The organism is Geobacillus sp. C56-T2, from assembly GCF_007829715.1.
Classification (GTDB): domain Bacteria; phylum Bacillota; class Bacilli; order Bacillales; family Anoxybacillaceae; genus Geobacillus; species Geobacillus icigianus.
The window spans coordinates 1,607,567-1,633,667 of the sequence record NZ_VJWB01000001.1; the positions used below are offsets into that span (position 1 = coordinate 1,607,567).

General features: G+C 53.5%; 25 protein-coding genes and 3 tRNA genes. 24 read left to right on the plus strand and 4 right to left on the minus strand.

Features of this window, described 5'->3' with window-relative positions:
- Positions 1 to 83: 83 nt before the first annotated feature.
- Positions 84 to 1,565 (minus strand): transposase, encoded by a 1,482-nt coding sequence (locus GC56T2_RS08075; RefSeq protein WP_144972437.1) that lies wholly within the window; start codon positions 1,563 to 1,565, stop codon positions 84 to 86.
- A 325-nt stretch (positions 1,566 to 1,890) separates the two neighbouring features.
- Between GC56T2_RS08075 and GC56T2_RS08080 the strand changes: the two genes are divergently transcribed.
- From GC56T2_RS08080 to GC56T2_RS08100, 5 genes are all read left to right on the plus strand, one after another.
- Positions 1,891 to 2,847 (plus strand): MBL fold metallo-hydrolase, encoded by a 957-nt coding sequence (locus tag GC56T2_RS08080; protein ID WP_144974357.1) that lies wholly within the window; start codon positions 1,891 to 1,893, stop codon positions 2,845 to 2,847.
- Between the two features lie 439 nt (positions 2,848 to 3,286).
- Complete coding sequence (locus tag GC56T2_RS08085) at positions 3,287 to 3,598, plus strand: transporter suffix domain-containing protein (protein WP_144974359.1); 312 nt, start codon at positions 3,287 to 3,289, stop codon at positions 3,596 to 3,598.
- Positions 3,599 to 3,613: 15 nt separating this feature from the next.
- Positions 3,614 to 4,405, plus strand: coding sequence for an SGNH/GDSL hydrolase family protein (locus GC56T2_RS08090; RefSeq protein WP_144974361.1), 792 nt, complete (start codon positions 3,614 to 3,616; stop codon positions 4,403 to 4,405).
- Positions 4,405 to 5,319, plus strand: coding sequence for an ABC transporter ATP-binding protein (locus tag GC56T2_RS08095; protein WP_144974363.1), 915 nt, complete (start codon positions 4,405 to 4,407; stop codon positions 5,317 to 5,319). Before GC56T2_RS08090 ends, GC56T2_RS08095 begins: the two co-directional genes overlap by 1 nt.
- A complete protein-coding gene (locus tag GC56T2_RS08100) occupies positions 5,312 to 6,292 on the plus strand; it encodes an ABC transporter permease (RefSeq protein WP_144974365.1) in 981 nt (326 codons plus the stop codon). Before GC56T2_RS08095 ends, GC56T2_RS08100 begins: the two co-directional genes overlap by 8 nt.
- A gap of 145 nt (positions 6,293 to 6,437) precedes the next feature.
- On the opposite strand, the gene GC56T2_RS08105 is transcribed toward GC56T2_RS08100, so the two are convergent.
- Together GC56T2_RS08105 and GC56T2_RS08110 are read right to left on the minus strand one after the other, a co-directional pair.
- Entirely contained in the window at positions 6,438 to 6,908 is a 471-nt protein-coding gene (locus GC56T2_RS08105; RefSeq protein ID WP_144974367.1) for a hypothetical protein, read from the minus strand.
- 14 nt (positions 6,909 to 6,922) lie between these two features.
- Positions 6,923 to 7,687 carry a hypothetical protein gene (locus GC56T2_RS08110; RefSeq protein ID WP_033843884.1) on the minus strand — a complete coding sequence of 255 codons (765 nt, stop codon included), beginning with the start codon at positions 7,685 to 7,687 and terminating at the stop codon, positions 6,923 to 6,925.
- A 265-nt stretch (positions 7,688 to 7,952) separates the two neighbouring features.
- On the opposite strand from GC56T2_RS08110, the gene GC56T2_RS08115 reads away from it, so the two are divergent.
- The 7 genes from GC56T2_RS08115 (at position 7,953) to GC56T2_RS08145 (ending at position 13,183) form a co-directional block, all read left to right on the plus strand.
- Positions 7,953 to 8,026: transfer RNA gene (locus GC56T2_RS08115), tRNA-Pro, on the plus strand.
- Between the two features lie 9 nt (positions 8,027 to 8,035).
- Positions 8,036 to 8,108: transfer RNA gene (locus tag GC56T2_RS08120), tRNA-Ala, on the plus strand.
- Between the two features lie 9 nt (positions 8,109 to 8,117).
- A tRNA-Ser gene (locus GC56T2_RS08125) sits at positions 8,118 to 8,210 on the plus strand.
- A 413-nt stretch (positions 8,211 to 8,623) separates the two neighbouring features.
- On the plus strand, positions 8,624 to 9,457 hold the full coding sequence (locus tag GC56T2_RS08130) for a pirin family protein (RefSeq protein WP_033022612.1): 834 nt from the start codon (positions 8,624 to 8,626) through the stop codon (positions 9,455 to 9,457).
- 96 nt (positions 9,458 to 9,553) lie between these two features.
- Positions 9,554 to 10,303: an oxygen-insensitive NADPH nitroreductase gene (nfsA, locus tag GC56T2_RS08135; RefSeq protein ID WP_144974369.1), complete on the plus strand. Its 750-nt coding sequence runs from the start codon at positions 9,554 to 9,556 to the stop codon at positions 10,301 to 10,303.
- A 1,007-nt stretch (positions 10,304 to 11,310) separates the two neighbouring features.
- Positions 11,311 to 12,315 carry a permease gene (locus GC56T2_RS08140; protein ID WP_144977152.1) on the plus strand — a complete coding sequence of 335 codons (1,005 nt, stop codon included), beginning with the start codon at positions 11,311 to 11,313 and terminating at the stop codon, positions 12,313 to 12,315.
- Positions 12,316 to 12,319: 4 nt separating this feature from the next.
- Positions 12,320 to 13,183: a TIGR03943 family putative permease subunit gene (locus GC56T2_RS08145; protein ID WP_144974371.1), complete on the plus strand. Its 864-nt coding sequence runs from the start codon at positions 12,320 to 12,322 to the stop codon at positions 13,181 to 13,183.
- Between the two features lie 133 nt (positions 13,184 to 13,316).
- Here GC56T2_RS08145 and GC56T2_RS08150 read toward each other — a convergent pair whose 3' ends face one another.
- Positions 13,317 to 15,473, minus strand: a complete 2,157-nt coding sequence (locus GC56T2_RS08150; RefSeq protein ID WP_144974373.1) for a SpoIID/LytB domain-containing protein — start codon at positions 15,471 to 15,473, stop codon at positions 13,317 to 13,319.
- 389 nt (positions 15,474 to 15,862) lie between these two features.
- On the opposite strand from GC56T2_RS08150, the gene GC56T2_RS08155 reads away from it, so the two are divergent.
- From GC56T2_RS08155 to GC56T2_RS08210, 12 genes are all read left to right on the plus strand, one after another.
- Positions 15,863 to 17,041, plus strand: coding sequence for an acyl-CoA dehydrogenase family protein (locus tag GC56T2_RS08155; protein ID WP_033022604.1), 1,179 nt, complete (start codon positions 15,863 to 15,865; stop codon positions 17,039 to 17,041).
- Positions 17,042 to 17,075: 34 nt separating this feature from the next.
- On the plus strand, positions 17,076 to 17,840 hold the full coding sequence (locus tag GC56T2_RS08160) for a beta-ketoacyl-ACP reductase (protein ID WP_033022603.1): 765 nt from the start codon (positions 17,076 to 17,078) through the stop codon (positions 17,838 to 17,840).
- Positions 17,841 to 17,858: 18 nt separating this feature from the next.
- Positions 17,859 to 18,308 (plus strand): MaoC family dehydratase N-terminal domain-containing protein, encoded by a 450-nt coding sequence (locus tag GC56T2_RS08165; protein ID WP_033022602.1) that lies wholly within the window; start codon positions 17,859 to 17,861, stop codon positions 18,306 to 18,308.
- The gene (locus tag GC56T2_RS08170) at positions 18,305 to 18,709 is read left to right on the plus strand and encodes a MaoC family dehydratase (protein ID WP_144974375.1); all 405 of its coding nucleotides are present in this window, start codon (positions 18,305 to 18,307) and stop codon (positions 18,707 to 18,709) included. The genes GC56T2_RS08165 and GC56T2_RS08170 overlap by 4 nt, the downstream gene beginning before the upstream one ends.
- 94 nt (positions 18,710 to 18,803) lie before the next feature.
- Positions 18,804 to 19,973 (plus strand): thiolase family protein, encoded by a 1,170-nt coding sequence (locus GC56T2_RS08175; RefSeq protein WP_144974377.1) that lies wholly within the window; start codon positions 18,804 to 18,806, stop codon positions 19,971 to 19,973.
- Positions 19,974 to 19,991: 18 nt separating this feature from the next.
- The gene (locus GC56T2_RS08180) at positions 19,992 to 20,618 is read left to right on the plus strand and encodes a TetR/AcrR family transcriptional regulator (RefSeq protein WP_144974379.1); all 627 of its coding nucleotides are present in this window, start codon (positions 19,992 to 19,994) and stop codon (positions 20,616 to 20,618) included.
- A 58-nt stretch (positions 20,619 to 20,676) separates the two neighbouring features.
- Entirely contained in the window at positions 20,677 to 21,540 is an 864-nt protein-coding gene (locus GC56T2_RS08185) for a branched-chain amino acid ABC transporter permease (protein WP_144974381.1), read from the plus strand.
- Positions 21,540 to 22,577 (plus strand): branched-chain amino acid ABC transporter permease, encoded by a 1,038-nt coding sequence (locus GC56T2_RS08190; RefSeq protein ID WP_144974383.1) that lies wholly within the window; start codon positions 21,540 to 21,542, stop codon positions 22,575 to 22,577. The genes GC56T2_RS08185 and GC56T2_RS08190 overlap by 1 nt, the downstream gene beginning before the upstream one ends.
- Positions 22,578 to 22,579: 2 nt before the next feature.
- Positions 22,580 to 23,344, plus strand: a complete 765-nt coding sequence (locus GC56T2_RS08195; RefSeq protein WP_144974385.1) for an ABC transporter ATP-binding protein — start codon at positions 22,580 to 22,582, stop codon at positions 23,342 to 23,344.
- The gene (locus tag GC56T2_RS08200; RefSeq protein WP_144974387.1) at positions 23,337 to 24,044 is read left to right on the plus strand and encodes an ABC transporter ATP-binding protein; all 708 of its coding nucleotides are present in this window, start codon (positions 23,337 to 23,339) and stop codon (positions 24,042 to 24,044) included. The genes GC56T2_RS08195 and GC56T2_RS08200 overlap by 8 nt, the downstream gene beginning before the upstream one ends.
- Positions 24,045 to 24,084: 40 nt before the next feature.
- A complete protein-coding gene (locus tag GC56T2_RS08205; RefSeq protein ID WP_144974389.1) occupies positions 24,085 to 24,303 on the plus strand; it encodes a hypothetical protein in 219 nt (72 codons plus the stop codon).
- Between the two features lie 331 nt (positions 24,304 to 24,634).
- Complete coding sequence (locus GC56T2_RS08210; RefSeq protein ID WP_144974391.1) at positions 24,635 to 25,843, plus strand: ABC transporter substrate-binding protein; 1,209 nt, start codon at positions 24,635 to 24,637, stop codon at positions 25,841 to 25,843.
- The last annotated feature ends 258 nt before the right edge of the window (positions 25,844 to 26,101 follow it).

Here is a 26,101-nt window from a genome sequence, read left to right on the forward strand (position 1 = left end):
CCGACTGTGCCGTGAAGCGGTTTTCCTGTTGACACAGGAGCCGCTTTTTTCGTTGTCGCCGCGCCGCCTTTATCCGGTGATGCCTAGAAGGCCGGTGAATTAATGGGGCATAGACTTCCCTCATGTCGAATTTTGGAGACCATTCTCCCCGCCATTTGGCGCCAAAGGACGGGAGGACGAGCAGGACTTCCTGCTCCAACTTCCATTTTTGCGCACGCCAAAGAGCCGGTCTCCCCTCGTTTTTTTCGAAACCGGCACAATCGCTTCAGATTTTGCACGACGGCGGTCAACAGCGCCTGTTCTTCCATGGCGTAAAGGCCTCGGCTTCGGGCCCGGTCCAGCCCATGACATTCCTTCCCTTCGGCAAACACATGCTCACAACGCGTGCGAAGGGCTTGAATGGATCGATAACCGCCCTGTTGCTGAATGAGCCTCGCTTGGTTGCGAATCTGAACTTCCCGGACTTTCGCCTGGCGTTGTGCTTCCTGAGCGGGATCCTTCGCCCGGCGCTTCCAGGTTGGAATTTCTTCCATCTCCTTGCGGCGCAGCGACACGAGCGGCGTGATGCCTTGGACGAAGAGCTCTTTCAAATACTCCGTGGTGCCATACGCTTTGTCTGCGGACAAGGTTCGAATCGTGATCGACGGGTGGCGAAACCGAATGGAAGCCAGCTGCTCCAAACTCGTCTCCCGCTCCGCCGTTCCGGTGGCGAGGCTGGCTCGTCTGGACAAAATCACGCGCGACTGGACGTCGATGACGTCGTGCACCAGATACCGAGGATACGCTTCCTGTCCTTTGCCTTTCTTGTACAACCGGGCATCCGGATCCGTCACGCTTCGATGGGTTTGGTTGGAAAACGTAGTTCCACGGAAGTTTCCTCGTTCTCCGGCATGGACGCGTTCCCCTGATGGGGGAGACGGAGAAGGCGGGTCGTCATCGGGATCCCGGTCCGCCTCCGGGGACTCGGCCTGTTCATCTTCCCGGGCGGTGCGGGCGAGGTAGTCCTCCAACGGTTCCACCGGAGCGAGCTTGACTTCCCGCAAGCTGTGGATCGAAGCATTCGCCCGCACTTGAGTGCCATCGGCCGCCGCATGCACATCCGGCGAGACCAGCCCTGCCGCGATGCACTGATCCACCACGTAGGTCATCAGCCGATCAAAGATTCCGTGTTGGCGCCAGCGCTTCCGTGTTTTGACGAGCGTCGTTCGATCCGGCAGTGTGGGGTGATGAGGATCCGGATGGAGCACGGATTCAAAGTCGAGACCGCAAAACCACAAGTATCCGGCATGCATGGGGAGGATCTCATACAACTCCCGCTCGGAGTGGTCGAACAAATACGATAGCAGCATCAGGCGAAGCAGCCGTTCCGGATCCGCCGCCGGACGACCCGTTTTTTCCGTGTACAGGGGAGCCACCCAATCGTGAATGACGGAAAAGTCAACTGCTTCGTTGATTTGGCGCAGGATATGATGTGGGGGAACCAGTTCCTCCATGTCGATGACTTGAAACAGACGAGGCTGAGTCGAAGGATGTTTGGGGGCTTTCATGATCTGCTCACGCTCCATTCAAAGATTCTTCTTCCTTTTTCGACATAAGCCCCCTACATCCCTGCCTTGGCGTGTACTTTTTCACCGGCCTTCTAGAAGGCTGGTGAAAAACGGTTGTTTCTTTTGAGCAATGGGGGATCGTTTGAAAGGTGATCCTGATGCGACGAGGCTTTTCTATTTGAGAAACTGGCTTGATCAGCGGCTTGTCCGCTTAAATCACCGGTCTCCTAGACTGGCTGCAGGGCGTCGTTTACTTGTCTCTGTTTTTGTTCGCAAAGAAATAGCGCAAACGGCGGTTTTATGTTAGAATATTCTGCATCATCGATGGAAAGGAGAGGGGAATATGGCGGATCCGCTTGCCTTAGGCGATCGCCTATCGCTCATCGATTTATACGACTTAGGTATGCCGCACCGCACCGGTACATACGTGCTGCACGAAGAGAACTTGGCGATCGTGGAAACAGGCCCAAGCCCGTCGGTGCCACGCTTGCTCGCTGGGTTGAAAGCGCTTCGAATCGACCCGGCGGATCTTCGCTATATCATCGTGACCCATATTCATTTGGACCACGCCGGCGGCGTCGGACTGCTTCTTCAGCATTGCCCAAACGCCACGGTCGTCGTCCATCCGAAAGGGAAGCGGCATTTAGTCGATCCATCGCGCCTCATCGCTGGAGCGAAAGCGGTGTATGGCGCCCAATTTGATGCGCTCTTTGCTCCGATTGTTCCGGTGCCGGAAGAACGGGTGATCGTGAAGGAGGACGGGGAGACGCTCGCGCTGAGCGCCGCGCGGACGCTTACCTTTTACGATACGCCGGGGCATGCGAACCACCACTTTTCGATTTATGATTCATACAGCGGCGGCGTATTCACCGGCGATACGATCGGCGTTTTTTATCCGCAGCTGCAAGAGGCGGGGCTTACGTTTTGTTTGCCTTCCACATCCCCAAACCAGTTTGATCCCGAGGCCATGGAGCGGTCGGCGGCAAGGCTGGAGGAGCTGAGGCCGGAACGCATTTATTTTGGCCATTTTGGCATGCTCGATGACCCGCAGGAAGCTTTCCGCCAGCTTCGTTTTTGGCTGCCGAAGTTCGTGACGGCGGGAAAAGAAGCGGTCGACCGTCATTCGGAAGCGCCGGTTTCCGAACTGGTGAAAAAGGTAGCACATCGGTTGCGCAACGAGATCATGGCGTTTCTTGACGATCATGGCGTTCCATCTTCATCGTCAGCGCATGCGGCGATCGAGCTTGATTTGCAAGTGTGCGCGATGGGAATCATCGACTACTGCCAGAAACAGCGGTGATCAGGAAATGAACTCGGCCGGTTCGGCTAGAACGTTGGTAAAAAACAGCCGTTTGCCTTGAACGATGATTGAACGTGTGAACATAGAGGCTGATGTAACAAGTTTTTTCTACTTAGGAAACGATTCCGAGAAGCGATTGCGCGAGTAAATCATGGGGGAATGACCCAAAAGGCGGTCTCCTCTCAAGAAAGACACAGCATATAGTGTGGAGAGGGTGTTTAGTGTCATATAGCAATGAGAGAGGGTGTTCCGATCCTTTGGGAACACCCTCTTCTTCGATTCTGCCCTATGCTGCGGGCGGACGGCGTTGAAGCGAGCTCTCCTTCTTGCCGGCGCGCATGGGAAGCCAAGCGAACCGTTTTGGAAAACGAGGATAATATGTTAGAGTGGAAATACGTGAGTGTTTGCTTTTGTCATTCAGGCAAAAGGGGGCGAAAGAGTGAAGCGAAAGCCGTCCGCTAGGCAGCGCATCGGTGTCGGACTGATCATCGCCTCGTTCGTTGTTTGGGTCGTTCCGCCGATCGCTCCATTTTTGCCGTTTTCCGCTTCCGTCAAGGCATTGGTGGTGACGAGCGCCGTTATGCTCGCCGAAATGTTGTTTTGGGCCGGGGCATGGCTGGTGGGAAAGGAAGCAGCGGCAAAGCTGAGGAAGTACTGGAATCCAAATCCAAAACGTTGGCGAATAAAACGGCGGCCGGAGCAAACTAACGATGCTGAAACCGATGGTGAAAGGCAGCGACAAAGCAAATGAAATGAGGTGAATGGTATGCGACTGGGCGTTGTGGGGCTTGTGATCGCGGCTGCCGCCATGTCAGCAGCGCTTTGGCTTGGCGGGCTCGTGTTGGCCGTGCAAGACCAGCTCGCTCCCCCCTCTAAGCCCCCGGAGCAAACGCAGCCCTCGGTCCACGGGGCAAAGAAGGGCGATGGCGATATCGATATCGTCGCTTTAGGCGACTCGTTGACGCGGGGGACGGGCGATGAAAGCGGCAAAGGGTATGTCGGCTATATGGTCGATGAGCTGCGAAAGCAGACGGAGGCGCCGATTCGCGTTACGAACTTGGCGGTTCGTGGCCTGCGCTCCGATGGCTTGCTTCGCCAGCTCGGCCAGCCTGAGATTCAGCGGCAAATCGCCATGGCCGATCTGATCGTCATGACGATCGGCGGCAACGATCTGTTTCGGGGCGGGGAAGCGCTTCGGCTGAATGAAAAAGAGCTGAACGCGGCAAAACGGCAGTATGCGGCGAACCTTGACCGCATTTTTGCCATGCTTCGGCGCTTCAACACCGATGCCGTCATTTTGGCGATCGGCTTATACAACCCGTTCAGCGATTTAGGCGATGCCAAACGCACGTCCGCCGTCGTCCGCGACTGGAATTTTGTCACGGCGGAAGTGGCAGCTCGCTATCCGAACGTCGTCGCGGTGCCAACGTTTGATCTGTTTGCTTTGCACGTCAACGACTATTTGTACAGCGATCATTTCCACCCAAACCAAGAAGGATACAAACGAATCGGAGAGCGTGTCGCTTCGCTGATTACGCTGACGGAGGAGAATCGCTGATGATGAAACCGGTGACACTAGCGGTCCATGAACTGCGGAAAACGATCCGCGGCAAAGAAATTATCCGAGGCGTTTCGTTTGCTTTGCACGAAGGGGAAGTGTTCGGTTTTTTAGGGCCGAACGGCGCGGGCAAAACGACGACGATCCGCATGCTCGTTGGGCTCATTCGCCCGACGTCAGGGACGGTGATGATTGGCGGGTATGATCTTCACCGCCAGTTTACCGAGGCGATCCGCCAAATCGGCTGCATCGTCGAAAATCCGGAAATGTACCCGTACTTAACCGGGTGGGAAAACCTTGAACATTTCGCCCGTATGATGCCGGGAATCGGCGCCGATCGAATCATGGAAGTGGCGAAGCTCGTTGGGCTCGAGCAGCGCATTCACGACCGGGTAAGCACGTATTCGCTCGGCATGCGGCAGCGGCTTGGCATCGCCCAAGCGCTGCTCGGGAAGCCGAAGGTGCTCATTTTGGATGAACCGACCAACGGCCTTGATCCGGCCGGCATTCGTGAAATGCGCGCCTTCATCCGCTTTTTGGCGGAAACGGAAGGGCTGAGCGTTCTCGTGTCGTCGCACTTGTTAAGCGAAATTCAGCTCATGTGCGACCGCGTCGCTATTATGGCGAAAGGGCGCCTGCTGGCTGTTGATACAGTCGAGCGGCTGTTAAACGAACAAGCGCGCGTTGTTTGGAAAGTCGCTCCGGCTGACAAGGCGCAGGCGCTGCTCGCTGAGGAGACGGAGGTGCTGCGGGCGGACGGGGAGGAGATTGTCACGCCGTATGAGCCGGCCAAGCTCGCTGACTGGAACGCTAAGCTCGTCCACGCCGGCGTGGCGGTAGCTCACATTGAACCGCGGCTGCCGACGCTCGAAGATTTATTTATCGAGCTGACAGGGGGCGAAACGATTGAGTAAGCTTGTGTACAATGAAATGCTGAAAATCGTCCGCAAAAAGCGGCTATGGGTGATCGCCGCCATTGTGGCGGTGCTCGTCGCCTTATTTACATACGCTCAATATCGGGAGACGGAAGAGTTGAGAAAACGGCTCGGCACGACCGACTGGCGGACGCAGCTGCAGCAGCAAATCGTTGACTTGCAAAATCGCCTCCAGTCGCCGAGCATGTCCGAGGAGTGGCGCAAATATTTACAAATCCGCCTCAAGCAGCAACAGTATTACTTAGAGCACAACGTGAATCCGTCCGCCCCAGGGGCGCCGACGTTTATGCGCACGTTTATCGAAAACGCCATCGACTTGTTTTTGCCGCTGCTCGTCATGGTGGTGGCGGCCGATCTTGTCTCCTCGGAGGCGAGCGCTGGAACGATCAAGCTGCTTCTCGTCCGACCGGTCAAACGGTGGAAAGTGCTGCTTAGCAAATATATCGCTTTGCTGCTGTCCGTGTCGTTTATTATGCTGACAACAGCGGTGCTGTCGTATGCCATCTCCGGCCTTGTATTCGGGTATGGCGGCTTTCATTTGCCGTTGTTGACCGGTTTTGTTCCCCAAGGCGAGGACTTGAATACGGACAATGTGCATATGATTCCACAATGGAAATACATTTTGATGGAGTTTGGGTTAGCCGCGTTTGTCAGCACGGTCGTCGGCACGTTGACATTGATGCTTTCCGTGCTGTTTCGGAGCACAGCGGCGGTGATGGGAGTGATGCTGGCGGCTCTCATTTCGGGCGCCATTTTGTCGAACATGGTGTCGTCATGGCAGTCCGCAAAGTATTTGTTTATGGTCAATTTGCGGCTCACCGATTACTTGAAAGGCGCCGCTCCTCCGATTGAAGGAATGACGCTCGGCTTTTCCATGACGGTGCTGGCCGTGTGGGGACTTATGGCTCTCGCTGTCGCTTTTGTTGTCTTTGCACGGCGCGACGTGTATTAAAAAGGTTGCACCTCGACGGGAGCGGTGAATCTTCCAAAACGGGAAAGGTAGGCTGCCGGCATCGGGCGGACCAAAACGGGAAGGCGTGGTACATCGGCAAAGCGAGGCGCGTTAGCATCTTATGTTGCGGGCGCCATGGCGACCGTCATTGGCGCGCTCTCTTTTCATCGTCGATGCCGGCGAGGCCGAGCGCATGATGATTCCATAACAGCCGCTCGATCATCGGCCACTGCGTTTCATCACAGCGGATGAGGAGAACGATTTCCGCGCGCCTGTTCGTTTGCCGGCGCGCCGTGTTTCGGTTGAGCCCCCATTTCAACAACAGGCCGAACGAGATGCCGACCACCGCCCCGATCACCCCCCAAATGATCGGTCCCCATGTTAATACATAGCCGTAAATCGAACCAAGCAGCATGAAACACGTCCCGAAAATCGCCGCTAGATCGAGAAAGCTCAAGCCGTCCGCGCGGTGGATCGTATCTAACAGCTGCGGCGGCTCCGGGCGGCCGTCAAGCGGAACGGCGAACAGATGGTGTGGAGGAACTCCTTTTTCGCGCAAAGCGGAAATTACCAGTTCGACGAACAAATGGTTTTCAAAAGTGGCAACGACAATCATAGAAAGCCTCCTGATCAAATAGGCCATCGAAATGGTTTCGGTTGGCAGCGGCGGCGCAAATAGTTGGACAGCTCTTTTTCAAACAGCTTGTTGTATTCGACGGCTGAAACGTACGCATCGTAGAAGACAAACGAATAAATGGAAGGCAAATACAGCGCCCATTGCATATTCACGATGCGCACCGCCTCATCAAAGCGGCCGGTGAGCGTATAAATGATCGCTTCGGGCAAGCGGGCAAAATAGGAAACGATAATGGTAAAGCCGAACAGAAACAAACCAGCAATCACCTTATGAACGTACAAATGGCCGAGGCCGGGGGCGAGCACCGACCAAGCGAGCGCCAGCCACGGCTTACGTTTGTCCAAGTAATTGATGTCCCATCCCCCCATTCGCAGCGGGGGAATGGGTGCGTCTTCCCGGTCAGCGAGCAAATACAGCTTGTTCATGTCAACGGCGCCGCGATAGCTGTCCCAGATTCCGTATATGTAAATGGCGACATAAAACATCAGCCATCGCTCATCAAGAACGGCTTTGGCCTTTTCGAAATCGCCGAGGAGCGAGTACAATATTCCGGCGTTGACGTGCGCTTTTGTATTGATAAACAGCTCCCAAACGATTAAAATAAAAGCCGTGGCGTAACGGTGCAGCATCAAATTGCCGAATCCGGGAAACGAAAAGGAAAAAAAGGCGACGACAAGCGGATGGCGCAAATGGAGGTTGGTGGTGGTAAACTGTGACAAATATGCTCGTTTGCGCCGCGCCGGCGGGATGAATTTCATGGGCTCTCCCCCTTTTCCGCGAACATGTCGTGCAGCAAGCGGTCGTTTTCATCCCTAGGTGGAGGGGAAACCGTTGACCATGGAACGTTTCCGCGTTGCGTCCGATCGCCGTGTTTTTTTTAGTATAGGAAAAAAAGGGGGGCCGCTATGCAGCAGGCGGTGGAAAACCTGTCAAGCCCGGGCGGTGGGGAAAAGTGATAAAAAATCATTGACTTTCTTGCGAGGTTCATATAAAATAAAAATTGTCGCAAGGGTAAGCAATCAACGGGAAGTAGCTCAGCTTGGTAGAGCACACGGTTCGGGTCCGTGAGGTCGCAGGTTCAAATCCTGTCTTCCCGATCCTTGCTTGGGGCCTTAGCTCAGCTGGGAGAGCGCCTGCCCCGCACGCAGGAGGTCATCGGTTCGAATCCGATAGGCTCCATTTTCGTACGGAGGAATACCCAAGTCTGGCTGAAGGGGGCGGTTTCGAAAACCGCTAGGGGTGTCACAGCCCGCGGGGGTTCGAATCCCTCTTCCTCCGCCATTGTACATAGGAACGTCAACCTGCCGATTTCCGGCAGGTTTTTGTTTTGGGCTCTTCGCTAAAAGGTGTGCTTGACTGTTTCAAAACATGCCATACTTCCTTCCGTGAAAATGCCGAACTGGCGCGGATTTTCATCCTCGGGTGGAGGGAAGATCGCCGCCCATGGATCTTTTCTGAAAAAAACAGTAAATCAACAATTTTATACATGGTGACATGAAACGAAGTCTCACTTGTCAAGTACACGCTGTGGTGATGAACCTTATTTTGGTCTGCCCCGGCGGCGCCTGGCTGTTGAGCAGATCATTTGCCTGTTTTTGGTGGGATCGGATACGATGGGGGAAAGGGAGCGATTGGCGATGGCCGGCTCTCTCTAATCCGATTGGATTCGATATGGAAAACGAGGAGGAGACGTTATGGCTGTTCAACGCCACATTCGTCATATCAAGACGGTGCAAATGACCGCCCACAGTCCGATTCACCAAAGTGGCCCAGTGCTCGAGCCTGGGAATTGGCAAGAGTATGACCCGTTTTTGCTATTGATGGAGGATATTTTTCAGCGGGGCGCCTTTGATGTTCACCCGCACCGCGGCATTGAGACGGTCACGTACGTGATCAGCGGCGAACTCGAACATTTCGACAGCAAAGCCGGTCACGGCACGCTCGGACCCGGGGATGTGCAATGGATGACCGCCGGCCGCGGCGTCGTCCATAAGGAAGATCCGGCGCCCGGTTCGACCGTGCACAGCCTTCAGCTATGGATCAACTTGCCGAGCGCGCATAAAATGACCGAGCCGCGCTACCAAAACTTGCGCGCCAAAGACATGCCTGTGCGCAAGGAAGAGGGGGCAACGATCCGCGTCTTTTCCGGGTCATCGAAAGGTGTCAAAGCGCCGACGAAAAATATCGTTCCGGTGACGATGGTCGAAATGACGGTTGAACCGGGAGTTACCGTCGCCCAAGATTTGCCGGGCCATTACAACGGTTTTTTGTATATTTTAGAAGGAAGCGGCACGTTCGGTGCTGACCGCACGGAAGGGAAAGCGGGGCAAGTGTTGTTGCTAAGCCGCCACGACCGCGGCGAGGAAACGGAGCTGAGCGTGACCGCCAATGAAAAATTGCGCCTCCTTCTTTACGCCGGCGAGCCGGTAAACGAACCGGTCGTCGCTTACGGGCCGTTTGTCATGAACACGCCGGAACAAATCCGCGAAGCGATCCGCGATTACCAAGAAGGGCGGTTTGGACAGTAATGACAGGAAAGAGCCGATCGTTTTTTCGGCTCTTTCTTTTTTGCTATGATAATCATGGATGGCAAGCTATTCATTGTACAGGAGGGTGTGTACAAGATGAATCCCGTTATCGAAACGATTTTGCAACATCGCTCGATCCGTCGCTTCGAAAATCGGCCGCTCACGGATGAACAAATTCGTACGATCGTTGAATGCGCCCAAGCGGCGTCGACGTCAAGCTACATTCAGGCGTACTCGATCATTGGGGTGAAAGATCCGGAGAAAAAACGGAAGCTCGCCGAGCTTTCGGGAAATCAGTCTTATGTCGAGCATAACGGCCATTTCTTTGTCTTTTGCGCCGATTTTCATCGCCATGAACTCATCGGGGAGCTTGAAGGAAAAGACGTGATCCCGTCGCTTGAGAGCACGGAAAAGTTTATGGTGGCGCTCATCGATACCGCGTTAGCGGCGCAAAACGCCGCCATCGCCGCCGAGTCGATGGGGCTTGGCATCTGCTATATCGGCGGATTGCGCAACAACTTGCCGGACGTGTGTGCGCTCTTAAACGTGCCGAAACGAGTCATTCCGCTGTTTGGCCTTGCCGTCGGTTATCCGGCGCAAACGCCGGACCGCAAGCCGCGGCTGCCGTTTGCGCACGTTTATCATGAGGACGAATACAACCAAGATCGCGCTCCGTTCCTCGAACAGTTGCAGCGCTACAACGACACGGTTTCGGCGTATTATGAGCAGCGGACAAACGGACGCCGCCGCGATACATGGACGGGGCAGATGGCCGATATGCTGAGCCGCTCGGTCCGGATGTACATGAAAGAATTTGTCGAGGGGAAAGGGTTTAATTTACGGTAGCCTCGCTTCATGCGGAAGCGAGGTTTTTTACTGTCGGCGCCCTTCAATCACACAACCACTTAAGCATTGTGTTGTCCGCAACCGATGCATGTGCTTGCGATTTTTCGTAGATTGGCTTTGTTTTTGGGAAGCGGGTTTGCTGTTCACTCACATTTCGCGACTTTACATTATTTTTTGCTCTTTACCAAAAGCTGCACTTGATTTTTTCATCACACATCTCTTACTGATGCATCCAAGAAAGAACAGAAAACAAGTCGTGTTTTGCATACATTTGTACAGAGAAGTGTACCGTCTGTCAAGTACATGTTGTGGTGATATATGCAACATAAAGAGTTCGCCTCTCCGTTATCCTGCACACCCTACGCGCTGCATCATTTTTTCCAAAGATCCTGTAGACTCAACCTGCAAGCTGAGCCATGGAAGAGGAAGTTCGTTGCAGGAGAAGCCAAATGTTCATTTTTCAATGAGCATGTATATAGTAATTGCCTGCGTCCTCCTTTACCGGCCGAGTGAAAGAACGACTCATACGTAGTCAAGAATAAAGTGGGCTAGTACGTATTTCAAGAAGGGTTGAAAGAAAAACTTGTCGTATAAAAGTGGACATGTAATCGGGCAGTCCGACATATCGTTTATAAATAGGAATGGTTACGCTTTAATACAATAAATCGACGTACATCGGTTCGTTTATGTCCTAATTATGTTCAGTTGAAAGTCGGTTTTTCATCTAGATGATCATTCATCGTTTTATACATATCCGCTTGTATTTGGACGAAACCGAAACATAAAATCAGTCATTCTTTATTCCAACTTAGACTACAAGGTCGGTGAAAAACCGCGGCTTCCCTTCATCAATGGGGAGACGCGTGAAAATTAGGATCGAGGCAACAAAATTTTTCTAGTTGGGAAATGAGATGGCAAAGCCGTATCACGAGTCAATCACCAATCACCGGCCTCCTAGGTTAAGTGAAAAATGTCTTAACACATGGCTGCGGGGGAGGGGAAGAGGAATGAGGCGCTTGTTTTCTTCAATGTTGATCGATATGACGGGGATTGTGGTTATAGGGGTCGCAGCGTATTTGATCGTGTTTAGCCAGTGGTTTGGGGGGTTATGGGCGGCAGAGATTCCGGACTCGTTTCGACAGTTTGTGACTATTTTTTTAAGTATGGTGATCGAGGCACTTCCGTTTGTCCTCATTGGTGTTATTGTAGCAGGGGCGATTCAAATTTTTGTAACCGAGGAGCATATTCGGCGCTGGATTCCTGCCCATTCTTTTAAGGCTGTTGCGATGGGATGTGTGGTTGGGGCTCTTTTTCCGGCGTGTGAGTGTGGGATTGTTCCGATTGTGCGAAAGCTGGTTAGCAAAGGCGTGCCGTTAGGGGCGGCAGTAGGATTTCTCTTAACCGGTCCCCTGATTAATCCAATCGTCATCTTATCGACGTATATGGCGTTTGGAAACGATGCTACGATCGCGGGATGGCGAATGGGGCTTGGTTTTGCGGCCGCGCTGTTGATTGCGTGGAGCATCAGTCTGTTCTTTTCCTCGAATCAGCTGAGGCGACCTGTCTCCTTACCGGTGCAAAGGCGCAAATCAACTTCATTGTTTTATCGGTTCGAAGAAATGCTGAAACATTCCATTGATGAGTTTTTTGATACAGGAAAGTATCTAATGATCGGCGCGTGTGTCGCCGCTTGGGTGCAGACGCATGTACATACGGAGTCGCTCCTTTTGTTTGGCGGCGGTGACGCCGGTGAGATGCTTACAATGATGGGGTTGGCCTATTTTTTGTCTTTATGTTCGGAGGCTGACGCCTTCATTGCTGCCTCGTTTAGAAACATTTTTTCCACTTCTTCGATCCTCGCGTTTTTAATCTACGGCCCGATGATTGACTTAAAAAATACGATCATGCTGTTTAATGTTTTCCGGGCGAGGTTTGTCGTTGTTTTGCTTATGTTGGTTACAGCGGTTGTATGGTTGAGCGTATGGGTGGCGAACATGATTCAAGGGTGGTGAACGAATGCGATTTCGTTGGTGGATGTTCAGCCAAGCTGTCATGTTGGCGAGTTTTTCCCTCTTTTTTATTTACCTCCATATTACTGGTGACATTACTAAGTATGTCAATCCGAAGTATGTATGGGTAAGTCAGCTGGCTGCTATCTTGTTTGTCGTGCTGCTACTTGTCCAGCTTTTCCGTATATGGGAGCAGAACCCTCATGATCATCACTGCCATGACGGGTGCGAGCATAGTCATTCAATAAGTTCCATGAGAGCGAATGCTGTCAGTACATGCATTCTTCTCTTTCCTCTGTTGGCTGGTTTTGCGTTTCCTCCGGTCATTTTAGACGCTTCACTGGCACAAAAAAAAGGGGTGATTCAGCTTCCGGTCGAGGGGAGCGAGCGGCAACCAAATTCGCCGGCCGCTAATCGCCAGAGCGGTGAGGGGACGGGCGGGCATCATCTTTCCGAAAAAGAGTATAACGAGAAAATGGACTGGTTAAAAACAGCCCCAGTAATTGAGATGGACAATGAACTGTTTGCTCCTTATTATGAGGAGATCCAAACCCATCCTGAACGATATGATGGAAGAAAAATCAAACTGACAGGATTTGTGTATAAGGAAGACGGATTGAAGCCACATCAACTTATTCTATCTAGGTTTCTTATCACTCATTGCTTAGCTGATGCGAGCGTGATTGGATTTTTAGTTGAATTTAGCGAAGCAGGTCAGTATAAACAGGATATGTGGCTCGAAATAGAGGGGAGGCTACAAATAGTACGATCTCACGGAGCTGCCGTTCCAGTCATCGCTGCAGAGCGTTGGAAGGTGGTTTCCCCGCCGCCGCATCCATACGTTTATCCGGTGTCCATTCAAATTTTATAAAAAGGGACGAGCAAAGGAGCAAAGAGGGTGTCCAAAAAGGACTGGGACACCCTCTCTTATTGCTATATACAAGCACTGTCTGCTTCTGTCACGCTATGATGTTAGGGTAGATCGTTTTTAGATCAGCGCTTTGTCATCGAACTTGCACTTTCACCGGCGCGCTGACATTGCCGGCGCGGTCGGCAACGGTGACGATCAGCACAGTTTTCGTTTTTTGCCGGCCGATGGCAACGGAGAAGGCGCCGTCTTTACGCGCGGCTGTTTTGTATGTTTTTGTGCCGATTTTGACCGTGATAGTGGCGCCGGCTTCCGCTTTGCCGGTGAGGATACTTTGTCGGCTAGTGATTGAGTTCAGTTTTGGCGCCGGGGGCGGCGTGTTGTCTTTGACCGTGAGGCGGACGGACTGGCTTGGATTGCCGGCGCGGTCAATGGCTGTCACCGTCAGCACCGTTCCTGCTTTTTGCCGCGGAATGGCTACGGCAAACGATCCGTTTGTTTTCGCGGTTGCTTTGTACGTTTTTGTCCCGGCTTTCACCACTATGGTCGCTCCGGCCTCCGCTGTGCCGGTTACCGTTGAACTCCGGTCACCAACGCTGTTCACTTTCGGCGGGGCGACTGCTTTGTTCACAACGGCGCTGGCGACAGCAGATGAAACATTGCCAGCCGCATCTTTGGTGATGATGCCAAACGTGTATTTGCCGTTGCGATTGCTGCCGACGGTCCAAATGGTTGTATAGCTTCCCGACTTTTGTTTGACGTCTTTTTGAATGTATTGGACGATTTTTCCGCTTGCATTTTTAACGTAAATCGTGACCGCCGCTTCTTCGTTGATGGCGTAGCGGACGCTGAGCTGATTCGTTTTGGGGACGTACACAGCCTTGACGTCCTTAATGATCGGCGCCTTTGTATCGGCTGGTGTCGGGGCAGGCGGCGCCGTTGGCGTCGGCGGTGTGTTTCCGGCATTGGGCGGCAGCGGCTCGGCTGTTGGCGGCTCGATCTGTTCCGCTTTCGTGTAAGCGGTCGTGAGCAAGGCGCCTGGATAATAAAAATCTAAAATTTCTGTATATTTCTTGCCAAGTTCACCCATTTTTTTCGCCCCGTATTGGCTCATGCCGACGCCATGACCGTCTCCCTTTCCGCTTACGGTAATCGACCGATCCGTTTCTTTCACTTCAGTGACGAGATAACTGAGGATGACGCGATTGCCGATGAGGGCACGGATTTTTGCTGCCGGGACGCCGATCAGCTCCAAGCGGCGGACAGCGAGCGCGCCATCGTTATCCGTATCGCCCTTGGCGATGTAGTCGATCGCAATATCGCCTTTCGAGACGCGGCCGCCGGAAAGCGGTGCGTACAGCGACAGTTTCGGGATAGCAACGATTTTGATTTCCTTGCCGTTATAGCCGTTTGCTTTCATCCATGTTTTGATGTTGTTTGTGATTACCTTATCCGTCTCGTTTGCTGTATCCCACCAGGCGGCATAGTCAGCTAAATTTTTCCCGGTCAGATCGATTTGCGTTTTTTGGATCGTAAAGCCCCACGAAACGGCATTGTCGTACGGATCTTCTTTGATCGGGAAAATTGGTAGCGGCGTTCCGCCCCAAGCGTTGGCGTTCGATTCTGTTTTCCCGCCGTTGCTGGCGGAAAAGACGGCGCTGATCAGCCTGCCGTTGTATTTCAGCACCTGCCCGTACGTTTCCTCGACCGCTTTCGTGCTGTTTGGGTACCGTGCATAGCCGCCGTATACTTGATAGCGGATCGTGTCATCGATCGTTGCTCCCGCGTAGCTGAGCGCGTATGTTCGCGCCGCGACTGCTTGGGCTTTCAACGCCTCTATGTTCCACGATGCCGGCATTTCGTTCGGCACCACCCCTTTAAGGTACTCCTCAACGGGCACGGTGTTAACCGGGCGAACATACTGGCCGTTTTCTTTTACGAATGTCATCTCCCCTGGATATCCCCGGCCATTGACGAGCAACACGGCATTTGCCTTTGATGGGGTGAGGCGCAGCTGCGAAAACTCGCCAAGGAGTTTCGTCCCTTCTTGTAAAGCCAAGCCGCCGGCCGTCGTTTTCACGCGGTAGGTGACGTTTGCTTTCAAGGTGACGCCTGTGCCGGAAAGCGAATATGTATCCGTCGGTTTGATTGTTACTTCACTTTGATTTCCTAAATAGTTTACGAGTTTGACGTTCACCGTCGGCTCCGCTGCTTCAGCGCGCGTGTGGCCAGCAGGAAGCAGGCCGGAGAGTACCGAGGATAACAGCAGCATCGCGGCGCATAATCGTTTCACTGCGTTTTCAACCACCTTTCTATGTTTCTACTAACCATTATAAAAGATAGGAATCTAGAATCCAATCGCGATTTGTTCCTACTATTCTGATGATTTATTGCCATCTGTTCCATTCGGAGGATTTTCCATGCAGGAAAGGTAGGAACGATGTCCTGTTTCCATTTGCGCCTACATATCAAACGGGGAGTGTATAATAGAAGTGAACGTTGTATGGCAAGGGGGACAGATCTTGCGCCAACGGGGGAACGTTTTCTTGTTGGACAAAAAGTATAAAAAGTATTGTACTTTTCAGAACATTTGAATATAATAGAGGTAACATACCAACCGGTTGGTATTTTAAGTGGGTGGAGCAGGGCGGAAAGGCGAACAGAAAACGGAGGGGATTCACGATGCATTTGCGCTTAACCGATGAGCAGCGCATGGTGCAAAAAGCGATTCGCAAATTTGTCGAGAAGGAGCTGATTCCGCTCGAAAACGAAGTGCTGCGCAACGAGCGGGAAGGAAAGCCAGGGCTTGCGCCAGAAAAATTAAAAGAGCTGCAATTCAAGGCGAAGGAAGCGGGTTTTTGGGGGATTAACACGCCGGAGGAATACGGCGGCGCCAATCTTGGCCACGTCATGCAGGCGATTGTGCTGATGGAAGTCGGAAAAACGCTCGTTCCGTTCCAGTTTGGCGGGTCGGCGGACAACATTTTGTATTACGCCAATGAAGAACAAAAGAAAAACTATTTGATCCCGACGATCAACGGCGAGAAAAAATCGTGCTTTGCCATGACCGAACCAGGTGCGGGGTCTGACACACGCAACATTCAAATGACGGCGGTCAAAGATGGCGATGAGTGGGTGCTGAATGGGGAGAAAACGTTCATTACCGGAGGCAATGACGCTGACTTTGTCATGGTCATCGCCGTGACCGACAAGGAACGGCACCGAGCCTCGAACGGACGCGAAGGAGTGACGTGCTTCATCGTTGACCGCGATATGGGCTGGCGCTCCGAACCGATCTATACGATGGGGCCAGCGACGCCGGCCAGTTTGATCTTTGAAAACGTGCGCGTGCCGGAGGAAAATATTTTGGGCGAATTGCATCACGGCTACAAGCTTGGCTTAGAGTGGATCGGCTACGCCCGCTGGGTCGTCGGCGCCCGCGCGGTCGGGGCGGCGGAGCGGCTATTGCAAATGGCGATCGATTACGCGAAAGAGCGCGTCACGTTCGGCAAGCCGATCGCCGAACGGCAAGCGATTCAATGGATGATCGCCGATTCCGCTGTCGAAATTGAAGCGGCGAAATGGCTCGTGTTGAACGCGGCGTTTACGCTCGATCAAGGGGAGGACAACCGCCATTTGGCTTCGATGGCGAAGCTGTTTGGCGCCAACATGGGCAATCGCGTCATCGACCGCGTCATGCAAATTCACGGCGGCATGGGCTATACGAAAGAGATGCCGATCGAGCGCTGGTATCGCGAGGCGAGATTATGGCGCATCTATGACGGCACGGATGAAATCCAACGCCTCATTATCGCCCGCAACTTAATCAAAGGACACGTCAAACTCGGACAGTTTCTCTAAAAAATGAAAGCGTTACCGAAAGGGAGGAGAAAAAATGAGCCAACGATTTGCGGGAAGAGTGGCATTTGTGACCGGGGGGAGCCGCGGCATCGGCAAGGCGGTCGTCACCCGCTTCGCGGAAGAGGGGGCTAAGGTGGCGTTCATCGACTTAAACGCCGAGGCGCTTGAAGCGACAGCCGCCGAGCTGCGGGAAAAAGGGTATGACGTTTACGCCAAAGTGGCGAGCGTCACCGACCGCGAACAAGTGGAAACAACGATGCAAGAGGTCGTCGACCGATTCGGCTCGCTCGATATTCTCGTCAACAACGCCGGCGTCATCCGCGACAACTTGCTGTTTAAAATGACCGACGACGACTGGCAAACCGTCATGGACGTCCATTTGAAAGGAGCGTTTTACTGCGCGCGCGCCGCGCAAAAATATATGGTTGAAAAAGGATACGGGCGCATCATCAACATTTCATCGACCTCAGCGCTTGGCAACCGCGGCCAAGCGAACTATTCGGCGGCGAAAGCCGGCATTCAAGGGTTTACGAAAACGTTGGCGATTGAGCTTGGCAAGTTCGGCATTACGACAAACGCCGTCGCGCCAGGGTTCATTGAGACTGACATGACGAAAGCAACCGCTGAGCGGCTCGGCATTTCGTTTGAGCAGCTCATTCAGGCAAGCGTCGCCACCATCCCGGTCGGACGCAGCGGCCGCCCGGAAGATATCGCCAACGCGGTCGCATTTTTCGCCGACGAACAATCATCGTTCGTCAACGGCCAAGTGCTGTATGTCGCCGGCGGTCCGAAATGTTGAAGGCGAGGAGGGCGGACGATGTACCAAGGAGAGATCGGCAAACGGTCGAAGAAAATCAAAAACGTCGTCGAACGCGGCGCGGTGAAAAAATTTGCCGAAGCGATCGGCGACCCGAATCCGATATATTGGGATGAAGAAACAGGGAAGCGGTCGCGCTACGGGCGCAATATCGCCCCACCGACGTTTCCGCGCGTGTTTGACTACGGCGTCATTGAAGGATTGAAGCTGCCGGCAAAAGGGCTCATTCACGGCGAGCAGCGCTTCCATTACGAGCGTCCGCTCTTTGTCGGTGAAGAGCTGTACTGCTACGCCGAAGTAAAAGATTACTATGAAAAGCAAAGCAGCATGGGACAGCTTGGTTTTTTGGTGATCGCCAACAACGGCGAAGACGCGGAAGGGAACCTTGTTTTCACATCAACTTCGACCATCATCATCAATGAAGCGGTAAGAAAGGCGATGAGCGTATGACGACGATTCGCGAATGGCAAGTGGGACAATCGCTTCCCGAAGTGACGCTTCCGCCGGTATCTCGGCTTGATTTGATTAAATATGCCGGCGCATCCGGCGATTACAACCCGATCCATACGATTGATGAAGAGGCGAAAAAAGCTGGTCTACCCGGGATTATCGCCCACGGCATGTGGACGATGGGAAATTTGGCAAAGCTGTTTACGCCGTACTACGAAGAAGGGTTTGTCCAAGATTATTTCGTTCGCTTTCAATCGATGGTGTTTTTAAACGATGTCGTCACATTGACGGCGACGGTCAAAGAAAAGGATGAGAAAACGATCCGCTTTGCGGTCGCCGCCGTCAATCAACACGGGAAGGATGTCGTCAAAGGCGAACTAGTTTTTGCGCTGTATGAGTGAGGGTCTTCCGACGGAGGGTCTTTCCACTGAACGAGGTGGGGGCCCGCTTCCCAAGCCGCGGGACGGAGCGGCTGAAAAAGGAGGGGGAATGGCGATGAAACGAGAGGCCGTCATTGTGTCCGCTGTCAGGACGGCGATCGCCCGTCAAGGAGGCGCCTTGGCGACGCTGCCGGCGCACGTGTATGGCGCGGAAGTCATCAAAGAGGCGATGCGGCGGGCCAACATCGGACCGGAGCTGGTCGATGATGTCATCATGGGCAATGTGTTAAGCGGCGGTGGCAATATCGCCCGGCTGACAGCGCTGCAAACCGGCTTGTCGCTCGGGCTGACGGGGCTGACCGTCGACCGCCAGTGCGGGTCGGGCATTAACGCCGTCAATTTAGCGGCGCAAGCCATTTGGGCTGGCGACGGGGATGTGTATGTCGCCGGCGGGGTGGAAAGCATGAGCCGCGCGCCGTATTTGATGGAGCGGCCGGAAAAGCCGTACAGTTCGACGCCTCCCAGCTTTCGCAAGTCACAGCTGTCACCGAAAGAAATCGGCGATCCGCCGATGGGGATCACAGCGGAAAACTTGGCGAAAAAATACGGCATCAGCCGTGAGGAACAAGACGCTTTCGCTTTGCGGAGCCAGCAGCGCATGGCGCGCGCTATGCAAGAGGGACGATTCGCCGAACAAATCGTGCCGATTGCCGTCCCGGTGAAAAAAGGAGAGCCGTTTGTCTTTGACACGGATGAGCACCCGCGCCCGAACACGACGATGGAAGCGTTGGCGAAGCTGCCGCCAGCCTTTTTGGAAGGAGGAACGGTGACGGCTGGAAACAGCTCTGGCCTGAATGACGCCGCCGCGGCGCTCGTCATCATGTCGCGCGAAAAAGCAGAGGAGCTAGGCGTACAGCCGCTGGCCGTCATCCGCGCCCATGCGGTCGCCGGGGTTGACCCGAACATCATGGGCATCGGCCCGGTGCCGGCGACAAGAAGAGTGCTTGAAAAAGTTGGACTGACCCTTGATGAGATCGACATCATCGAAATCAATGAAGCGTTCGCCGCGCAAGTGATCGCCTGCGACCGCGAACTGGAGATGAACCCGGAAAAAGTGAACGTCAACGGCGGCGCCATCGCCCACGGCCATCCGCTCGGCGCGACGGGGGCGATTTTGATCACCAAAGCGGTGTATGAACTGAAGCGTCGCGGCGGAAAATACGCGCTTGTTACCGCGTGCATCGGCGGCGGTCAAGGGATCGCAACGATCATTGAGCGGGAATGACGAATCGGGGACGGAATGATGAAAGAAAAACTGATGGAAGCGGCCGTTGAGCTGTTTGAGGAAAAAGGGTTCAAAGAGACATCCGTGCAGGAAATCGTCGAAGCGGTCGGAGCGACGAAGGGGGCGTTTTATTACTATTACAAAAGCAAGGAAGAACTGTTGCACGATATTTGCGTCTCCTACTTGGACGACTTGCTTTGCCAGCAAGAACAGCTGCTGCACGAGCCGGAAAAAAGCTGCACGGAAACATTGCGCGCCATCGTTTGCATGGTGATCCGCAACATCCGCACGCGGAAGAAAAGCGCCCGCATTTTCTTCCGCGAAATGCGGCATTTGACGGATGGCCATTTATCGGAAATCCGGGCAAAGCGGCGATTGTTTCGCAAACGGTATGAGCAGCTGATTCGCGAAGGAATCGCCCGCGGGGAATTCAAGCCGTCGCTCCACGCGGAAATGATCACGTTTGGCCTGCTTGGCATTACCAACTGGAGCTATTATTGGTTTCGGCCTGACGGGAGAATCTCCGAAGAAGAATTGACGGATATTTTCATCGATTTCATTTTGCACGGCATTCAACGGTCGACTGCGGAAGGCAGCGATCAAACGAACGAGGACGCGGACCGCCCGAGCGGCCGGGCCGAATGAGAGGTCGCGCGCCGTTTAGGCGAGGAGGCAAACCGCAAACAAAAAAGGGGGGAGCCGGATGGAGCTGTTTATCCAACAGCTGTTAAACGGGCTGACGGTTGGAAGCGTTTACAGCCTTGTTGCTTTAGGCTTGACTTTGGTTTACGGCATTTTGCACATTCCTAACTTCGCGCACGGTGCCCTCTATATGATGGGGGGCTATGTGACGCTGACTGCGATGAGCAAGGCGGGACTGCCGTATGCCTTTTCGATCATCATTTCCATGGTGGTCGTCGGGCTGCTCGGCGTTTTGCTGGAACGGCTCGTATTTTATCCGCTTCGCGACGCACCGCCGCTTCATGATAAAATTGCCGCCATCGGGATTTTGCTGTTTCTAGAAGCATTCGCCCAGTTTGTATGGGGGGCGGATTACCAAACGATGCCGACGCCATACGGCGATGTTGTCAACATTCTCGGTTTCACGCTGACCGTTCAACGCATCCTCATCATCGCATCCGCTGTCATCATCATGGTCTTGTTGTACCTCTTCTTGAAAAAAACGTTCATCGGCGCTTCGATTATGGCTATGGCACAAAATCGCGACGGAGCGAAGCTGGTTGGCATTCATACCAATCGCGTCGCGATGATGACCTTTTTCCTTTCCGGCAGTTTAGCGGCGCTCGCCGCCTCGCTCGCTTCGCCGATCAACCTCGTGTTTCCCGGCATGGGTCATCTCGTCATCTTGAAAGCGTTCGTCATCATTATTCTCGGCGGCATGGGGAGCATTCCCGGCGCGATTGTCGGCGGCTATATTTTAGGCTTTAGCGAAAGTCTAGGGGCGACGTACGTATCCAACGACTACAAAGACATTATTGCCTTTGTCATTCTCGTCATCATTTTAACGGTCAAACCGAACGGACTGTTTGCCAAGGAGGGACATTGATGGCCGTTTTTGAAAAACGACGCCTATGGCTCGCTGTTCTCGCGGCGTTAGCACTCGCCTTCCCGCTGCTTGTGACCAACGGCTATTACTTGCACATGATGACGATCTCCTTCATTTGGATGATCGCCGTTTACGGATTGAACTTATTCGCCGGCTACACCGGTTATTTGTCCCTTGCCCACGCCGGATTTTTTGCCGTTGGCGCCTATACGCTTGGCATTTTGACCGTGAAAGTGGGGCTTCCGTTTTGGTGGGCGTTCGTCCTCTCGTGCGCCTTCACATCGTTGCTCGGCCTTTTGATTGGCCTTGTCGCCTTGCGGACGAAAGAGCACTTTTTCGCGATTTATACGTTATGCGTCGGCTACATTATTTATTTGGTCATCGACAAATGGGACAGCCTGACCGGCGGAGTGCGCGGGTTCATCGGCATTCCGGCTCCCGCTGATCTCGGGCCGCTCTCCTTCCAGACGCCGCTTGCCCAATATTATTTGGTGCTGTTTTTCTTGGCGGCGGTCATGGTTGTGATGCACCGGCTCGTCTACTCGCTGACGGGAAGGACGTACATCGCCATTCGCAACAGCGAGGAGTTGGCGTTGACGCTCGGCATTTCGACGATGAAAAACAAGCTTACTTCGTTTGTTTTGTCCGTCTTTTTTACGTCGCTGGCCGGGGCGCTTTATGCATCGTTTATCCGCTTTCTCGGTCCGGATATCGCGTATGTCACCGTCATGTTTGACTTTCTGACGTACTTGCTTGTCGGCGGCATCGGCACGCTGGCCGGACCGGTCGTCGGCACGTTGCTCGTCACGTTTTTATCGCAGCAGCTGCAATTTTTGCAAGACTACCGAATGTTGATTTTCGGCCCGTTGTTGACGCTTTTGATCATCTTTTACCCGCACGGCATCGCCGGGGGCTGGATCCGTTACCAAGCAAGGCGCCGGGAAGCTCGCCGCCTCGCAGCGAGCGCAACCCGAGCCGCGGAGAAACGGGCCGTCCCGCGTCAAAGCCGGAGCGAACGGCGCGCAGAGGAGGGATGACGATGTTTTTGCATGTGGAACGGCTGACGAAACGATTTGGCGGCCTGCTGGCGGTCAACGATGTGACGTTTTCCGTCGAACAAGGGAAGATCAACGCCATTATCGGCCCGAACGGCGCTGGCAAATCAACATTTTTCAATTTAATCAGCGGCTTATACAAACCCACTTCCGGGACGATTACGTTTAAAGGGCGCGACATTACCCGCCTGCCGGCGAATGAACGGGCGAAACTCGGCATCGCCCGCACGTTTCAGACGACCCATTTGTTTGAGCAAGCGACGGTGATCGATAACGTCATCATCGGCCACCGGCTGCGCACCTCGTCCAACGTGTTGGATGCGATTTTGCGCACAAAGCGGCATCGCCGCGAGGAGCAGGCATGTAAAGAAAAAGCGATGGCGATGCTTGATTTCGTCGGTTTAACCGATATGGCGGACCGTCTCGTCGCCAATCTGTCGCAGGAGCAGAAGAAGCGGGTGGCGTTTGCGCTCGCTTTGGCGACCGACCCCGAGCTTGTGCTGCTTGATGAGCCGGCCGCTGGCGTCAACCCTGATGAGACGGAAGGATTAGGAGAATTGATCGTCAAAATGGTTCAAGGCGGTTTGACCGTTTGCCTCATTGAACACAAAATGTCAATGATCATGAAAATCGCTGATCGCATTATGGTGCTCAATTACGGCGAAAAAATTGCCGAAGGAACGCCAGAAGAAGTGCAAAACAACGAGGCGGTCATTCAAGCCTATTTGGGAGGGAGCGCCATTGCTTGAAATCGTCAACGTATCGGTCCGCTACGGAAGTTTCACCGCCATTCGCGATGTGACGTTTTCCGTTAAACCGGGGGACATCGCAGTGCTGCTTGGCGCCAACGGAGCGGGAAAAAGCACGCTGTTTCGCACGATCAGCGGGCTGCACAAACTAGCGCAAGGAGAAATTCGCCTTGATGGCGAGCGCATCGATTCGCTGCCGTCCGACCGGATCGTTCAGCGCGGCGTTGTGCAATGCGCCGAAGGGCGCAAGCTGTTTGCTCGCATGAGCGTGTACGAAAATTTGCGGATGGGCGCGTACGTCCACCGAAAAGACAAAGAAGGCATCCGCCGCTCGCTGGAACGTGTATACGAGCTGTTCCCGATTTTGCATGAAAAACGAAACGAGCCAGCGGGATCGCTGAGCGGCGGCCAGCAACAAATGCTCGCCATCGGCCGCGCGTTAATGTCGCGCCCTACAGTGCTTTTGCTTGACGAGCCATCGATCGGGCTTGCCCCACTCATTGTCGAGCAAATGTTCGCGACGATTCAACAAATTAATAAGGAAGGGACGACCATTTTGCTCGCTGAACAAAACGCCCATGCGGCGCTGTCCATCGCCCATTGCGGCTACGTATTTGAAAACGGGACGATCGTTGCCTCGGGAACGGCGGCGGAACTGTTAGCCAACGACGGCGTCCGCAAAGCGTATATTGGCGCTTGATCGCGCGGTTACGAAGGCGAGCCGAACACGGGAGCACGGAATGTTCAAGAAACGGGAAATGAACCGTTTTTCCGCCGCCGGTTCGTGGGTCAGCTCGGGTTTGCCGGCGGCCAGCCGCGCTTGGAACGAACGGTTGGGGCTGACCCCAAAAGGCGATCTCTCCTCCAGAACGACACAACCTATCGTGTGGCAGGGAAGCGGCTGGTGCTTCTATATAGACTTCCATGTTGAAACATTTTCGTCACCATCGGAAGGATGAAAATGTCCTTATGTTGAATACTGGAACTTTACGCATTTTGGAATTCGGGTATTTTCAGGATAGCGATGAGAGAGGGTGTCCCAGTCGTTTTGGGACACCCCTAGTGAAATCCCTGCATCAGGGAACGCGTGAAAAGCAGAGCCGATGCAACAACGTTTTTCGAGTTGAGAAAGGAGATGACAAAGTATTCACAATGAAATCACCAGCCTCCTAGCGTTGCTGCTGGTCAGCCCAACGAGAACGAGACCATGAAAGGGGGTGAAGCGGCGAACGGGTGCGCGTTCTATTATCTAAAAATTTAGAAATAAAAAATAATTTTGGGGGGATCGGAATGAAAAACAAAAAATGGGTAGTTGCCGCTATGATCGCGGCCGTCATGATGTGGCTCGTTTCTGCGTGCAGCCAGTCAACAGGCAACAATGCCAACGGCGGAAAGGGCAACGGAGGAGGAAACGGTGACACCGGAACCGTCCATATCGGCTACAGCGGGCCTCTGAGCGGCCCGGCCGCCTACTACGGGGAACGGACGTTAAACGGCGTGAAGATGGCGGCGGACGAGATCAATAAAAATGGTGGGTTTAAAGTCAACGGAAAGACCTATCAAATCAATGTGGTGTCGTTGGATGATAAATATTTGCCGAATGAAACAGCGGCAAATGCCAAACGGCTTGTCCAAGAATATCATACGCCGATCATTTTCACCCCGCACAGCGGTGGCGTCATGGCGTTGCAAGTGTTCAACCAAACGGACAATTTCCTTATCGCGGCGTATACGAGCGAGCCGAAAATCACCCAAACGGGCAACAAGCTGACGATCCGTATCCCGCCGCGTTATGATGGCTACATTCCGACATTTACCGATTATGTCATGAAGCGGTTTGGCAAAAAGCTGGCTGCCTTGCCGACAGCGACGCAATACGGGAAAGACTGGACGGAAAAACTGTTGCCATATTGGGAAAAGCAAGGCGGGGAAGTTGTTTATAACACATCGATTGACTTTACGAAAGATACTGATTTCTTCACGATCATCACGAACGCGTTAAAAGAAAAGCCAGATGTCTTGTTTATCGGCGGACCGTCGGAGCCGACGGCAAAAGTGGTGAAACAGGCGCGCGAACTTGGCTTTAAAGGCGGCTTTATTGTCATGGACCAGGCGAAGTTGGATGAAATGAAGCGGGTCGTCGGCTCTTACGAGATGCTTGAGGGTGCGATCGGCGTCATGCCGCTCGTTGAGTCGAAAGAGCCGGGAGCCCCGCAGTTTGTGGAAAACTACCGGGCGAAGTACAATGCCGAAGCAAGCTCGGAGTCTGCTTATAACTACTTGGCTCTTTACGCCTTTGTCGAAGCGATGAAGGCGGCTGGCACGGTCGATGATCCCACTGCTATTCGCGAACATATGAATGAAGGGTTGAAAAACATCCCGAAAGACAAGCAAGTGTATGTCGTTCCGAAGGTTGGCGAGGACGGCGGCTTTGAATCAAAAATTATTGTTGCAGCAGTGGAAAATGGCAAAGTTGTGCCGATTGAACTAAAGAAATAAGTCGATCTATTTACTCGCATTTCCATCAGGATGACGCATGGACGAAGCGTGACTATCAGCTCGCGCTCCTTGTTTCGAAAATGACGCGAGATTCGCCAGTCAAGCCACAAAAAACCCGAGCCAAGGCTATAAAAACCGGCTTGTCCTGCACTTCAAACGGCCAGATTTACGATCGAAGTGGCGCTGTATGGCGGTGAGCGGCCGGTGCCGCTCAACCACTTTCCGTCGATTTGGAGCCAAAATGAAGGCGTCTCGCTG